Raw genomic sequence first — 14,752 nt, forward strand, 5'->3', positions numbered from 1 at the left:
ATATCGTTCTACAACCATGATCGTCTCCAGAAACGACTAAACGGCTTGAGCCCTGTCGAATACAGGGCTCAAGCCGCCTAGGCTGGTTTTCATTATTTACCCTGTCTACTTGACGGGGAGCAGTTCAATGTCTGCGGTAGCGTTCGTTATTTTTTGACGACAACTGTTTTAGCAGATGCGCCTTTCGTATACGTGATGCGTTTGACGTTCTCGGCACCACGAATTTCTGCAAGGTTTGTTCCGTCGACGATGACTTCTTTGACGGTCGCGCCTTTGAAATCGATGATGGCACCGGCTTGTTTCGGCTTCACTTGAACGACGACGTTCTTGAGCGGGTCACCCGTCAATTCCGTGTAAACGCCGCGCACGAAGATGCCGTTCTTAAAGTTCGTACCTTTACCGATTGTCACGCCGATGTAGTCGTCTTGAAGGACAAGACGGGCAGCCTTATTGTTCTCGACCGTGTAACGTTTCACATCGACAACGGGTTCTGGTGTGAGGTCGATTTGCGCGAGGACCGGATCGTGGTCACTGGCCCGGCCTGACATCTCTGTGAAGTCGGCGTTGACATGGATCATATCAATCTCGGTCGTAGCGGCCAAACGGTTCGACACGAGGATGTGGTCGAGCACTTGCGAGTTGCCTTGGTAGACGTAAGAGTAACGATCGATAGCAGGTACTTTCTCGACCATGTTCGTCATCAAGTCACCTTTGAAGATTTGAAGCGCGTCTGAGAACTCGAAGTCGTTGAAGTCACCGAGAGCGACGACGTTCGCATCCGGGTTATCGGCTTTCACGTCCGCTACGAAGTTGTGGACGAGTTGTGCGATTTTTTTCCGTTGCACTTCACTGCCGAGCACGACTGGTTGTTGTGAACCGAAGAAGCCGGTATCGCCACCTTTTGAGTTCCAATGGTTGGCGATGACGACGACGTTCTCACCTTGGAAGTCGAACTGGGCCGCGAGCGGCTTACGTGAGCTGTTGAATGCTGGGTCGAGTGGCGCGATTCGGCCCGGGTTATGTGTCAACTTGCCGTTTTCGTAACCGACGGCCGTTGTCGCGTCACCAGCAGGGATGCCTTCCGTGAGCGAGACGCGTTCCGGATTGTACAAGAAGCCGACACGAATGTTGGCGTTCGGTGCGCCGCCATCTTGATTGTTCTCCGGATCGATGTTGACGTACTTGTACGACTTGCCGCCGATTGAGACGATATCATCGATCAAGCGTTGATAGCTTTGGTCAGCTGCAGCATCTCCTGTGCTTTGACCGTTGTTGTCTTGAACTTCGGTCACGCCGATGATGTCCGGGTTGTTCAACTCTTCGACGAACGCTTTCGCCAGTTTGAGCGCCTTCTCGTCCGACGTCTCCTTCACGTTGTTCGAGAAGTTCTCGAGGTTGTAAGAAGCGATCGTCAACTTGTCTTCTTCTGCCTCGATGAATGTCGTCTCACGCTTAGCATCACCTTTGACAAAGGCAGCTTTCATCTCATCGAGACCTGCTTGAATTTTGTAGTTTCCATATGAATAACCGACGACACCGACGATTGGTCCGTTGAAACGGTCACCGGTCGCGACATCGAACTCACGCGCTTCTGCGTTCGGTTCGAGACGGAACTGGATACGTTCCGGGTTTGCGTCATCTTTCTTCAAAAGGATTCCTCCGTTGAACGTCTCGGTAGGCGTGCTTTCGAGTACGGTCACGAGGTCACCGTTTTGTTGCGGCGACACCGATTTGAGATTTCCGGTCTCGACGCGCATCCCTTCGAGGCTTTCCCAGAAATCGATGGCGTCTTTGTCTGGATTGAAGACGGCGAGGGCGTCGCTGTCGATAAACTCGGTCGGCAAGTTCGACTCGTCAATCTTCACTGGCGTCGGGAGTGTGACATCACTCTTGACGACATTGACACTACCGTTGCGTGTATCGATTTGTGTCATCAACATATCTGTCCGTTGGCGATCGCTATAGCCTTCGATGGCGTACTCGCTGACGACACCTTTCACGTTGACGAGGTCTCCGACTTGAATGCCGGCGATCGAACGTCCGCCGTACAGGATGATGCCTTCTGACGTGCGTGCGTCTTGGTCGGCTTCCATGTCCGGTGTTTGAATGTAGTAATAAGTCGTACCCATCGAGACGAACGTGTACGTGACGATTCCTTCGACGCCTTCGACCGTTTGGCCGTTCATCGGTGACGTGTGGCTCGCGCCTTGGATGTCATGGATGCGGATCTTGTCCGTGATCTTATAGTCGTACGTTGTCACGGCGCTGAACGCATCGCCTGACTTGACGGCGACTTTGAGCGTCTTCGTCTCTTCGACACGGACTGGACCTGTATAACGTGTCCCGTTCACTTTCGGGTCTGACCCGTCGAGCGTGTAATAGATTTCAGCGCCCGCAGTCGTCGTCGAGAGCGTCACGTCTTGTGGCCCGACGAACGTTCCTGCGCCTGGCTTCGCCGTTGCCGGACGGAGCACCGTCGGGTCGATGGCTGTGTCAGCCGCATCACGTGGGATGATTTGATACGTGTTGTCGAACTGTTGGACGATCCCGGTGATTGATGCGTAGTTGACGTCCGTCTGTAAATCGAGAACGCCGCGTTCGTCACGGACGACAAATTCCTTCGTTCCGTCTGTCGCCGTCAAGTTCTGACCGCTGCCTGTTAGTGTGACGTTCTTCACCGTCACGAGTTCAGACTCGACGTCCTCATTGATCTGTTCGCCTGTGAGAACTTGCGCAGCTGGGACGCTCGCCGTTTGTTTCGAGACGACGACCGCATTGTTTAATTGAAGGAGCTCACGGTATGAACCGATCGCACCTGTGACGACGACTTCATCGCCGACGTTGACCGCGAGTGATGTCGGACGGACTGAGAGGCCGCCTGTCGCGTCTTGAATCGAGATCGTGTTCGCAAGTTTGGCCGTAACGATGCCTTTGATCGTGACCGTTTCACCTTCTGCCTTCGTGCGGGCATCACTGATTGAAATCGGAGTGACCGGTGCCGGTGGTTCTACCGTTCCGCCATCGCCGTATACGACACCTTGGAACGTGTGCGACCCGAGGTTCGTGAACGTATCGATTGGTTGTGAGTTCCATTCCGCCGCTGGGTCGAACGCATCCGTACCGTTAGCATCTCCGGTCGTGACCGTATCTTTACGAATCAACGTCTGGTCAGCGGTTGCGACGCTTGTTCCCCATTTTGTGCCCGGGTCGACACCGATTTGACCGAAGACGTCGAGCACAGTGTCACCTTTTTTCAAGACGAGCGTGTCATCACCGTTAAAATTCGTCACGCCGCTCGTCGCATTTGATTTTGCCTTGAGCGCTTCACTCGCACTGCCGTTGACGATGACATACGTGCCACCCGGTTGGAGGGTCCCCGTCAAGTTGAGCGTCGTGCCAGGAGCCGTCCCGCCGTTTGAATACAGTTCGAGCTTGTAGGCAGAGAGGTCGATGGCTGAATCGGTTCCGTTGAACAATTCAATCGCTTTGTTGTTGCTTGAGCCTTCAATATACTCCGAGATGAATAAGTCTGCTGCGTTCAACGTTTCGGCTTGTACGTTTGCCGCGATTGGCGTCATGCTGCTGACGATCAGTCCGGCTGATAAAGCGAGGCCGGTCATTTGTTTGAGTGAACGTGCTTTTGGTTTCCCCATGTTGTAGTCTCCCTTTGGTATGTAGATGGCCGATACGATTTCCCAATTCGTTTGGTCACTTGTTGAGCGTTTAGCCCCCTCCTAGTCAATACAAGAAATGATAGCGCTTACATTAATCGACTGGTGTCTATGAAAATGGCTCGTTACGACTCCATCGATTGGTGTATTTGACTATCATTTACCAACTTTGCAACTACATGTTAAACATAACCAAGCAGACGTCAGAACTCAATCTCCTTTTCACGAAGTTCATATTACATTTCGATGACAAGGTAATGAGTTTTTGGATTTTTCCCTTTTAGGTTGACGACAAGGCCATGAACTCTTACAATTCATTAATACAAATTAAGTGTATCGGTTAACTGTGAATTAATAGGGAGGAAACGAATGACGACGACTACTTATCCGGTCATCCCGGGAGCGGGGACGTTTTATTATGAAGGGAATCAAACCGGGATATTATTATGTCACGGTTTTAATGGGACACCACAAAGCGTGCGCGATGTCGGGATAGACTTGATGGAAAAGGGCTTCACGGTGTATGCCCCTCGCTTGACGGGGCACGGGACCGACCCCGAGGACTTTAGATGTTCGACGAGCAAGTGCTGGTATGAGAGCATGGAAGCAGGTATCCGCTTCTTGCGCGAGCGATGTCGCCACGTCATCGTCGTCGGACAATCGATGGGCGGGACGCTCGCCTTGAAAGCCGCGCTCGCCGGCCTTGCCGACGCCGTCATCACGATCAACGCGGCGTTGTCTGTACCGGGCTACGCGTGTCATGCGGCTGACGACGTCTGTCGCTTCATCGACGAGGACGAGCCGGATATCAAGGCAAATGACGTGTATGAGATCGTCTACGACAAAGTACCGACGTCGGCCATTCGCGAATTGCTCGCTTTGATCGAGGAAGTTCGGCCTCGTGTGTCGGACGTAGTAGTTCCGACGTGCGTCATCCATTCCGCTGTCGACCACGTCGTCCCGCCGGAAGATTCGATGTGGTTGTATGACAAGATTCAGGCGCCGAAGCAGCGTATCGTTTTGGAGCAATCGTACCATGTGGCGACGATGGACCATGATCGCGGTCGATTAGCCGACGCGATCGGTACGTTCTGTGAACAAGTGACGACGGTTGAACAAATGTAGTCTCTAAGACTGCATTTTTATTTGCACTTCTTTGCAAACGCTTGCACTAATGATATTGTAAGATTAGATTTACCCAAACAGTGGTATGTACCTTCATTGATACTAATCGTAGGCTTAGGAGGAATTTGGCGTATGGAGACGGCGTTCAGACAAAGTGAGAAGCAAGGCATCGCCCGGGCATGGTGGAAAGAAGCCATCGCCTATCAAATATACCCACGCAGTTTCAAAGATTCGAACGGGGACGGCATCGGCGACCTCCGTGGCATTATCGAAAAGCTTGATTACTTGGAAGACCTCGGCATCGATGTGATCTGGCTCTGTCCGATGTACAAATCACCGAACGATGACAACGGCTATGACATCAGCGATTACGAAGACATTATGGAAGAGTTCGGGACGATGGAAGATTTCGATGCGTTGCTGAGCGCGGTCCATGCGCGAGGGATGAAGCTATTGCTAGACCTCGTCGTCAACCATACGTCAGACGAACATCCATGGTTCGTCGAATCGAAAAGTTCGAAAGACAACCCGAAGCGGGATTGGTATATATGGCGAGACGGGTCAGAAGACGAGCCACCGAACAACTGGGCCAGTATTTTCGGCGGCTCGGCCTGGGAATATGACGCGGCGACCGAGCAGCACTACCTTCACGTGTTCTCTAAAAAACAGCCTGACTTGAATTGGGAGAATGAAGAAGTGCGCGGTGCGGTCTACGATATGATCAACTGGTGGCTCGATAAAGGAATCGATGGGTTCCGGGTCGATGCGATCAGCCACATTAAAAAGATGCCGACCGAGACGATGTTGCCTTCCCCGGATGGCAAACGTCACGTCACGGCGTTCTCGATGTATTCAAATATCGAGGGGATCCACGAGTATCTCCAAGAGATGAAGCGCGAGACGTTCGCCAAGTACGATATCATGACGGTCGGCGAGACGAACGGGATCGAGCCGAAAGCGGCCGACCTGTGGATGGGACCTGGAAACGGGGCGATGAACATGGCGTTCCATTTCGACCACGTCGATATTATGCGCAAGTCCCGGCTCGCCCCGCTTGACGTCGTCGAACTGAAACTTATTTTTGACAAGTGGCAACAAGGGTTGCTTGAAACAGGGTGGAACGCCCTCTATATCGAGAACCATGACATGGTGCGTGCCGTCTCGCTCGTCGGGGACGAGAACCACTATTGGCGTGAGAGTGCGACCGCGCTCGGGATGATGTACTTCTTCATGCACGGGACGCCGTTCATCTATCAAGGGCAAGAAATCGGTATGAAGAACGTGCCGTTGCCATCGATTCACGACTACGATGACGTCGCGACAAAGAACGAGTACTTCGAACGGATCGCGAACGGGATGAGTGAAATCGACTCGATGCAACACGTGTGGGGGACGTCACGCGACAACGTCCGGACGCCGTTGCAATGGGACGCCTCGCCGCACGGCGGCTTCTCGTCAGCCACCCCGTGGATGCCGATCCATGCCGAATATGAGACGTTGAACGTGGAAGCACAGTCTAAAGACGTGAACTCGATTCTGTCGTTCTACAAGGCGATGATCCGTCTACGCCGAGCCGAGGAGACGTTCACGTATGGAAGTTACCGTGATCTCTTGCCGGAACATCTGCAAGTATTCGCGTATGAGCGCAAGTTCGAGCAACAATGCTTTTATGTGCTCGTCAACTTGACGGCGAATCCGGCCGAGACGACGCTGCCTGGTCTTGACGAGGCGACGCTCGTCTTGACGAATGAGGTGGACCCGGAACCGATCGAGCAAGACACGTTCATGCTGAAGCCGTTTGAAGCCCGGTTATATCGCTTATAATGACGAGACACCTTCCATTCGGGAGGTGTCTTTTAGGAGGGGATCAGTATGCATCAGATCGAACTCGGGAACGACGACGTCACGGTTCGATTCATCATTGCTGAGGCTAATCGTACGACGCTAAAACTCGTCCTCGCTCGCGACGCAGAAATGGTCCGGACGGCTGACTATGTCTCGTTTGGACGAGACCTTACCGAAGCGTATGAGCAATTGAGCGGTAAGGCCCACCTTCAAAATGAGAGCGGCCGGACGATTTTAACGATTGCGTTCGAAAGGGGACGGGTCGATGTCTCAATCGCGTGGGGACAAGGCGTGACGACGTTTGTGACCGATCAAAGTTATTTGACGAAAACGCTTGGTCAGATCGGACCGTTTGAATAGACTGTGACAAATGCGGGAAAAGAGCATATGATAGAGGTTGACTATACGGAAAGGGGTGTCGGGTATGGATGGTAAGAAACGCGCGGACATTCGCCCAGGACTCCACGTCCAGATCGTCCTGAAACAAGATCAGCGGAGCGGGAAGTTGACGAAAGGCGTCGTCAAAGACATTTTGACGAACTCGCCAAGTCACCCGCACGGCATTAAAGTACGCTTAAACGATGGACAGGTCGGTCGGGTAAAAGTGATCGAAGCTGGAGGTGAATAATATGAGTGAAAAGAAATTGAGTTTCCAAGAGGCGATGAAGCAAAAACTCGCCGAGAAGAAACAGAACGAAACGAAAGTGCCGACAGGACTTCGTGGGACGAAGCAAAAACCGTTGACGAACCAGTTGACGAAAAAGCCGAACAACCAGAAGAAACGGACCGGCGTATAAACCAAGCAGTTGCTCATGCGAGCGACTGTTTTTTTGTTGGGGTCAATCAGGAGACGCATCAATGAAATGGCGATCGTTGAAGTCATGCAGATGAAGCTTCTTTAAAAAAAGTGAAACCTTAAATCAAATAACGAAATAAAAATGATGATTTATTCATTCTTCCAAAATAGCATGTAAGCGCTTTAAGTGTCGGTTTTTCAGTCTTTTTGTCGTGTGTCATGTGAATTTTTTGTGAACTCACCTATAAAAAAATTGTTGCTAATTGTCAGAATCTTTGTATAATTCAGAACTAAGACATCATAAAAAATCTTCAACTTAGATTTCCACAACAGGGAGGAACTTATTCATGGAAGCTGTACAAAACTTGTTACAAGGAAGCGTCGACTTTTTAAACAACATCTTATGGTCGTACGTGCTTATCGTCGGATTGATTGGGGCCGGGATTTACTTTACGGTCAAGACAAGGTTTATGCAGTTCCGCTACTTAAAAGAGATGTTCCGTGTCGTCACAGAAAAATCGGACGCCACAGATAGTAAGAGCATCAGCTCGGCGAAGTCGTTCTTCATCGGAGCGGCAACGCGAATCGGGACTGGTAACTTGGCAGGGGTCACGGTCGCGATCACACTCGGTGGACCGGGAGCAGTGTTCTGGATGTGGATCGTCGCCCTCGTCGGTGGCGCTACCGCGATGATCGAGAGCACGCTCGCTCAAGTGTATAAAGTAAAAGACGACGTCGCATACCGCGGCGGTCCAGCTTACTACATTGAAAAAGGGCTCAACAACCGCGTCCTTGGTATCATCTTTGCAGTATTGATCGCATTCACGTTCGGTCTTATCTTCAACTCGGTACAATCGAACACGATCGCAGCAGCGTTTGATAACGCGTTCGGTCTCGAAGCTGCAGTCGGTGGCGCTATCCTCGTCGTCTTGACAGGACTCGTCATCTTCGGTGGCGTCCGACGGGTCGCGAACTTCTCGGCAATCGTCGTACCGATCATGGCTGTCCTTTACTTGATCGTCGCTCTTTATGTCGTCGTCGTGAACATCACAGAAATGCCAGCCGTCCTCGGCATGATCTTCAAGAGCGCGTTCGGAATCGAGCAAGCGTTTGGCGGTTCGGTCGGTGCGGCTATCATGATGGGTGTCCGTCGTGGTCTCTTCTCGAACGAAGCTGGTATGGGTTCGGCACCGAACGCAGCAGCGGCAGCAGAAGTGTCACACCCGGCGAAACAAGGTTTCATGCAGACGCTCGGTGTGTTCTTGGATACGTTGATCGTCTGTACGGCGACAGCGGCTATCGTCCTCCTTTCGGACAGCTACGCGGCTGGTAACGGTGAAGGGATCGCACTCCTTCAAAACGCGTTGGCTGAGCAAATCGGTGCTTGGGCACCTGGCTTCATCGCTGTCAGTGTCCTCTTGTTCGCATTCAGCTCGATCGTCGGTAGCTACTACTACGGTGAGACGAACATCGAGTTCATCAAGAAGAGCAAAGGCGCTGTCTTCGGTTTCCGCCTTCTCACAATGGGCTTTGTCTTCCTCGGTTCGGTCGCGAGCCTTGGCTTCGTTTGGAGTCTCGCCGACTTGTTCATGGCCGGTATGACACTCATCAACTTGGTCGCCATCTCGCTTCTCGGCGGTGTTGCCTTCAAAGTACTTCGTGACTACGAAGAGCAACGGGCCCAAGGTCTCAACCCACGCTTCTCGGCCCGTAAGCTCGGCATCGAGAACACGGAATGTTGGGACGTCGACGAGGACGAAGTCGCAGAAGGTGCGGTTCAAATCGCCGCTGCCGATTCGTCAAAATAATCATTTACGCAACAACAGGGGCCCTGCATCGGGGCCCCTGTCTTTTTATGCGTTCTGGCGGAGCGTTTCCACGTTCGCCGTCCCAGGTTTTGCGTTCAAATGGAGGTACGTGCCGGCGACGAACAAGGCGCCCCCGACGATATTGCCGAGTGTGGCAAACAGTAGATTATAGAGTGCGAGCCCGATGTTGATGGCTTCAGACGGCACATAATAGAGGGCCAGCCCGAAGATACCCATGTTGGCGATCGAGTGCTCGAAACCGGCGGCGAAAAAGACGACGACCGGGAGCATCGTCAACATGATTTTGGCGACGTCGTTTTGCGTCTTGAGCGGCATGAAGATGGCGATACAGACGAGTACGTTACAAAGAATTCCTTTTAAGAAAATGGCGAGTGCGTCACCGCCCATCTTTTTAGCAGCTACGACTGCGAGCAAGTGGTCACTATTCATGTCACCCATGCTGTGGGCGCCGATGACGAGGATCGTGAGCAACAGCGCGCCGACCAAGTTGCCGATCCAGCTGATGCCCCACACTTTGACAAGATCGCTCCATGCGACACGTCCACGCTTCGCACCGGTATACAAGTACATCGTGTTGCTCGTGAACAGCTCTCCGCCCATCCAGACGATGAAGACGAGTGCGACCGAGAAACTCATGCCGGCAAACAGCATCGTCCCTGGTACGTCGATGAACATGTTTCCGACCGTAAATGCGAAGACGACTCCGATTCCGATCAAAAAACCGGCGACGAGCGAGCGAAGTGCGTATTGACCGAACGAGTGATGAAGGAGCGTCGCTTTTTTATGGGCGGCTTCTTCCATATAATCGATAACTTGCTTTTCCATTTGAATAAGACCTCCTTTAGACAACTTAAGTCTAGGAGGTCTTAAAAAAGTTTGCAATTGTTTTCACAAACTTTCGATAAGGGGATTTGTATCCGTTCACATCGTCGCCACGAGTTCGACTTTGATGCGATCCGGGTCTTCGAAATAGAGCGCGACGTAGTTCGGACCGCCCGCATACGGAAAACGGTCGGCGTACAGCTCATTGAAGCCGTAACGGGACAAGCGGCTGCGAAAAGATTCGAGTTGCTCCACCGATTCAGCGTGAAAGGCGAGGTGGTTCAGTCCTGTTCGCTTCCGATGGTACGAGGGTTCGAGATATGCCGGTTCGGTTTGAACGAAGACGAGGTACGTCTCACCATGACGATAACTTTTTCCGTGTTCCCATTGTTGGTATACCGTATACCCAAGTTCTGTGAGGAGCCAGTCCCAAGCGATTAAACTTTTGTTCAGGTCAGAAACATAGAGCTCTACGTGGTGAAGCATGCGTCTCATCCTTCCGTCGGACGTTTCAAAAGCGGCCGTTTAGTATAATGGTATTATACAACGACTGCAGGGGGAACCATATGGACAACACGGGGCTTGTCTCGAACATATTGATCGCGGGAAAAACAGGCGTCGGCAAGAGCGCCTTCTTGAACTATATTTACGGACGTGACGTGGCCGAGTCACGGGCGGGCAGCCCGGTGACGGCAGAAGGCCTGCACGAATACGAGTATTACGATCTTGAACGCGGGATCTTGTTCCGCTTTTTTGATACGTGGGGACTTGAAGCCGACCGGTCTGAAGAATGGCATGAAGCGGTCATCGCCGTCGTCAATAAGCGGGAAGGGGCACTCGACATCGCTGACTGGTTCCACACGATTTATTATTTGCTGTCGATCAACTCAGGTCGTGTCGAAACGTATGAGCTCGAGTCGATTTTGAAGCCGCTTTATGCGAAAGAGAGCAACGTCACCATCATCTTGACGAACTATAATCCGGACAGCGCGATGAACGTGGAGAAAGCCGAGGCGATGGAAGACGTCTTGATGCGAGAACTTGGCATCAATCGTGACGCCATGATCCGGGTGAACAGTGTCGAGAAAAAGCTGCTGAGCGGACAAGTCGTACCGACGCTCGGTTATGAGGCGGTCTGGCAGCGGAACCGAACGAACCTCTGGCAGGATGTCGAGCGGAAATTACCGCTCAACTTGACCCGGCATTTATTGGACGAGCTCGAAGCGTGGCGCGACCGGAGTTACCGTTCGGCTGAAAAAATTCGGATGATCACCCCGCAAGCGATGATCAGCTGGAAAGCGCGTCAAATCGAAAAAGATTTGGAGAGCACGCTCGAACAGGCCGCGCTCACGACAGAAGAAGCGATGGCGCAGGGGGTCCGTCATTACATTCAACTGATGGAGCGCTATCCGCTCGTCGGCAAACAAGCGGACGTCGGCTTCAAGACGCGCCGGGTCGAACTCGGCTTTGATTATTCATTTAAGCGGACGATTCGAAAGATGGTGCTCGGGATGATTCCGGGTATTCATTTCATCTACTGGGCGTTCAAGCGCCGGACGGCGGAGCGGGGCATCAAAAAAGCCATCGACCAACAGTATGAGACGGTCAGGGAAGCGATTGTTCAGGACGTGCAACGTGGATTCGAGAACGAGATGAAGCAGCTTGGGCGTACGCTCAAGCAATGAGGAGGAAGTCATATGGAGAAAAAAGCGCCATTTAATTTAGATACGTACGATTTGAAAGAAGAGTTGGGTCGTCTGCGAGGCGAAGTCAAGAAGCCGAACATTTTAATCGCCGGTGCGACCGGTTCTGGGAAGAGCTCGGTCGTCAACCATGTGTTCGGTCGCGATTTGACGAAAGTGGCGGCCGGCGAGCCGGTGACGCGTGGAATCCACCAGTTCATGAGTGATGACATCGCGATTGTCCTCTATGATAGTGAAGGGTATGAGATCGGAAGTGAGCGCCAACAGGCGTATGCCGACGAAGTCATCGGCTTTGTCGAACGGGCACAGACAAAACCTGCGGCCGAGCAGATGCACCTCGTCTGGTACGCTATCAACGCCTCGATGAAACGGGTCACACCGCTCGATCGGACGCTGATCAAACAGTTGAACGACGTCACTTCGGTCGCAGTCTTATTGACGCAAATCGATCAAGTCGACATGGATGAATTGACGGCGCTGCGAAACGAATTGGCTGGAGTCGTACCGGAAGACGCAATTTTTCAGGTAAGTGTCGCCGGTGAGTTATTGAACGATGCTGAACTTCGGGACCACCTTGACTGGGAACGTCTCGTCACATGGTCGGTCGACCAGCTCGACCAGTCACTTCAAGAAGGATTGCTCATGGAGATTCATGCGGAGAGCGAAGCGATGCTCAAGCTGAAACGCAAGAAGGCGAACCGGATCATCTCGGGCTATGTCGCGAGTGCTGGGACTGCCGCTGCCGTGCCACTCCCGTTCGCGGATGCCATCGCGTTGACACCGATCCAAGTGACGATGAGCGTCCACTTGTTCCGTTATTGGGGCGTCAAAGCGAGCGATGACATGTTGAAAACGTTGATTGGCAGCACGATCATCCCGCAAATCGGACGGACGCTTTCGAAGACGCTGTTGTTGAACGTCATGAAGTTCTTCCCAGGTGCGAACGCGGCGGCGAGCGTGATCAATGCGACAGTGGCATCCGGGATCACCTGGGCAATCGGCCTTGCCATCAATGAAGTCGCGTATCGCAATGCGATGGACTCCTCGAAGACGATCGAGCAACTGCTCAACAGTGACTTTAGTTCATTGTTCGATCAGTTCATAAAAGAGAATCCGATGTCGAAAGACAAATCGTGATTCGAAGTTTGTTACGATGAGAGAGAACAGGGGGAATGGATATGAAGAAACGAATTTACATCACACGACGTCTGCCAGAAGAAGCAGTGGCGCCGCTGCGAGACAAGTATGACGTCCGCATGTGGGACGAAGAGGCGGTGAGCGTACCGCGTGACGTCTTGTTGAAAGAAGCAGCATCGGCTCATGCGCTATGGACGATGCTCAGCGACACGATCGACCGCGAGTTGATCGAACAGGCGCCTGACCTCGAAGTCATCTCGAACTTGGCCGTCGGTTATAACAACATCGATATCGAAGCGGCAAAACAGCACGGTATCGTCGTGACGAACACACCGGACGTCTTGACCGAGACGACAGCGGACCTCGCGTTCGGACTCATGATGATGACCGGGCGCCGGCTCGGAGAGGCAGAACGTGATTTGCGGGCGGGGGAATGGAAATCGTGGACACCGATGGGCTACGTCGGGATGGACCTGCATCAGGCGAAGCTCGGGATTATCGGGATGGGACGCATCGGCGAGGCGGTCGCACGCCGGGCCCGCGGCTTTGACATGGACGTCTTGTACCATAATCGGACGCGTCGTCATGAATCGGAGTCGATGTACGGATTCGTCTACGCCGAACTCGATGACTTACTCGAGCAGTCGGATTTCGTCGTCGTGCTCGCACCGCTCACCGAACAGACGCGCGGCATGATCGGCACCGAACAGTTCGCCAAAATGAAAGACACGGCCGTCTTCATCAACGTCGCCCGCGGCGAGATCATTGATGAGTCGGCACTGTACGAGGCATTGAAAGCAAACAAGATTTGGGCAGCGGGGCTCGACGTGTTCGCGAAAGAACCGGTGGCGATGGACCATCCGCTCTTGACGCTTCCGAACGTCACGACGCTCCCGCATATCGGCAGCGCCACGATCAAGACGCGCCTCTCGATGATGGCGCTCAACCGAGAAGCCATCGTCAACGTACTTGAAGGGAAAGAACCAAAAAATCGATTGACGTAAAAAAGAGGAACCTGACGCCATGTGTCAGGTTCCTCTTTTATGTCCATTAAAAGCGGCGAATGTTGTCTGGATCTTCAACATCGTTGCGTAGAGCACGGTCATCGAGACCACGAAGCTTCGCTTCTTTATCGTTCAGTTTGGCCTTTTCGTCCAGTTTTGTCTTGCTCTGGGTCGACGGCCCGATTCGGATTGTCTGATGAGGATTCGTTGAACGGTTTTGAGTCGATCTCTAGGCTGTCGTCATTGCGATGCTCTCGAGTAGTCGACTTGTGGCTTGGTTCGTTAAACGGCTTCGAATCGATCTCTAGGCCGTCATCATTGCGATGCTCTCGAGTAGTCGACTCGTGGCTTGGTTCGTTAAACGGCTTCGAATCGACTTCCAAACCGTCAGCAGTATGGTGTCCTTGGTGGCTTGTATCATGTTTCGTATCGTTGTAAGGCGTCGAATCGATCGTCAAACCTTCATTGTGACGTCGTTCGTAGTCTTCATCGACATAAATCAAAATCTTCCCGGCCTCGACGTCGCTGTAATGGCGGTTGACTTCTTCTTCGCTCAGCCCCATGTTGCGGAGCCCGGCGTGAACGTCTTCGTGGCCGCTCAAGAACGAACGGACTTTGTCGAACCAACCTGTATCGTGCGAGGCCTCGGTGTGCACGTCCGTTTTACGGCGCAAAATCGAGACGCTGTCCTCATGTTTGGCGACGACGTAAATGTCTGAGTCTTTGTATCCTTTGGCACGTAGCTCCTCAATCTTTCCTAGAGCCGATTCTTGCGTGTCGTACATGCTAATAAATCGTTTCTCACTCATGGTTGTCTCCT

General features: G+C 52.6%; 14 protein-coding genes. 10 read left to right on the top strand and 4 right to left on the bottom strand.

What is annotated here, in order from left to right; translation table 11 throughout:
* On the top strand, positions 1–81 hold an 81-nt coding region (locus EVJ29_RS15695), incomplete at its 5' end, for an IS3 family transposase (RefSeq protein WP_131440828.1).
* A gap of 65 nt (positions 82–146) precedes the next feature.
* On the opposite strand, the gene EVJ29_RS11190 is transcribed toward EVJ29_RS15695, so the two are convergent.
* On the bottom strand, positions 147–3,653 hold the full coding sequence (locus EVJ29_RS11190; RefSeq protein ID WP_131465810.1) for a chitobiase/beta-hexosaminidase C-terminal domain-containing protein: 3,507 nt from the start codon (positions 3,651–3,653) through the stop codon (positions 147–149).
* Positions 3,654–4,040: 387 nt separating this feature from the next.
* On the opposite strand from EVJ29_RS11190, the gene EVJ29_RS11195 reads away from it, so the two are divergent.
* From EVJ29_RS11195 to EVJ29_RS11215, 6 genes are all read left to right on the top strand, one after another.
* Positions 4,041–4,796: an alpha/beta hydrolase gene (locus tag EVJ29_RS11195; RefSeq protein ID WP_131465812.1), complete on the top strand. Its 756-nt coding sequence runs from the start codon at positions 4,041–4,043 to the stop codon at positions 4,794–4,796.
* A 168-nt stretch (positions 4,797–4,964) separates the two neighbouring features.
* Complete coding sequence (locus EVJ29_RS11200) at positions 4,965–6,620, top strand: glycoside hydrolase family 13 protein (protein WP_131466020.1); 1,656 nt, start codon at positions 4,965–4,967, stop codon at positions 6,618–6,620.
* A gap of 48 nt (positions 6,621–6,668) precedes the next feature.
* On the top strand, positions 6,669–7,001 hold the full coding sequence (locus EVJ29_RS11205; protein WP_131465814.1) for a hypothetical protein: 333 nt from the start codon (positions 6,669–6,671) through the stop codon (positions 6,999–7,001).
* A gap of 64 nt (positions 7,002–7,065) precedes the next feature.
* On the top strand, positions 7,066–7,269 hold the full coding sequence (locus tag EVJ29_RS11210; RefSeq protein ID WP_016508010.1) for a YwbE family protein: 204 nt from the start codon (positions 7,066–7,068) through the stop codon (positions 7,267–7,269).
* Between the two features lies 1 nt (position 7,270).
* A complete protein-coding gene (locus EVJ29_RS15500; RefSeq protein WP_016507944.1) occupies positions 7,271–7,438 on the top strand; it encodes a hypothetical protein in 168 nt (55 codons plus the stop codon).
* Between the two features lie 346 nt (positions 7,439–7,784).
* Positions 7,785–9,245 (top strand): alanine/glycine:cation symporter family protein, encoded by a 1,461-nt coding sequence (locus tag EVJ29_RS11215; protein ID WP_070328047.1) that lies wholly within the window; start codon positions 7,785–7,787, stop codon positions 9,243–9,245.
* Between the two features lie 45 nt (positions 9,246–9,290).
* On the opposite strand, the gene EVJ29_RS11220 is transcribed toward EVJ29_RS11215, so the two are convergent.
* Together EVJ29_RS11220 and EVJ29_RS11225 are read right to left on the bottom strand one after the other, a co-directional pair.
* Positions 9,291–10,091 (bottom strand): formate/nitrite transporter family protein, encoded by an 801-nt coding sequence (locus EVJ29_RS11220; RefSeq protein WP_070328048.1) that lies wholly within the window; start codon positions 10,089–10,091, stop codon positions 9,291–9,293.
* A 96-nt stretch (positions 10,092–10,187) separates the two neighbouring features.
* On the bottom strand, positions 10,188–10,574 hold the full coding sequence (locus EVJ29_RS11225; RefSeq protein ID WP_070328049.1) for a VOC family protein: 387 nt from the start codon (positions 10,572–10,574) through the stop codon (positions 10,188–10,190).
* A gap of 80 nt (positions 10,575–10,654) precedes the next feature.
* Between EVJ29_RS11225 and EVJ29_RS11230 the strand changes: the two genes are divergently transcribed.
* Genes EVJ29_RS11230 through EVJ29_RS11240 form a run of 3 tightly spaced genes read left to right on the top strand, consistent with a single transcriptional unit; the run spans position 10,655 to position 13,932 of the window.
* Positions 10,655–11,773, top strand: a complete 1,119-nt coding sequence (locus EVJ29_RS11230) for a GTPase (RefSeq protein WP_131465816.1) — start codon at positions 10,655–10,657, stop codon at positions 11,771–11,773.
* Between the two features lie 12 nt (positions 11,774–11,785).
* Positions 11,786–12,928, top strand: coding sequence for a YcjF family protein (locus EVJ29_RS11235; RefSeq protein ID WP_070328051.1), 1,143 nt, complete (start codon positions 11,786–11,788; stop codon positions 12,926–12,928).
* A gap of 41 nt (positions 12,929–12,969) precedes the next feature.
* On the top strand, positions 12,970–13,932 hold the full coding sequence (locus EVJ29_RS11240) for a 2-hydroxyacid dehydrogenase (protein WP_131465818.1): 963 nt from the start codon (positions 12,970–12,972) through the stop codon (positions 13,930–13,932).
* A gap of 125 nt (positions 13,933–14,057) precedes the next feature.
* On the opposite strand, the gene EVJ29_RS11250 is transcribed toward EVJ29_RS11240, so the two are convergent.
* Positions 14,058–14,741 (bottom strand): general stress protein, encoded by a 684-nt coding sequence (locus EVJ29_RS11250; RefSeq protein WP_236633524.1) that lies wholly within the window; start codon positions 14,739–14,741, stop codon positions 14,058–14,060.
* Positions 14,742–14,752: the final 11 nt, after the last annotated feature.

Source organism: Exiguobacterium sp. SH4S7 (genome assembly GCF_004336795.1).
GTDB classification, from domain to species: Bacteria; Bacillota; Bacilli; order Exiguobacteriales; family Exiguobacteriaceae; genus Exiguobacterium; species Exiguobacterium aurantiacum_A.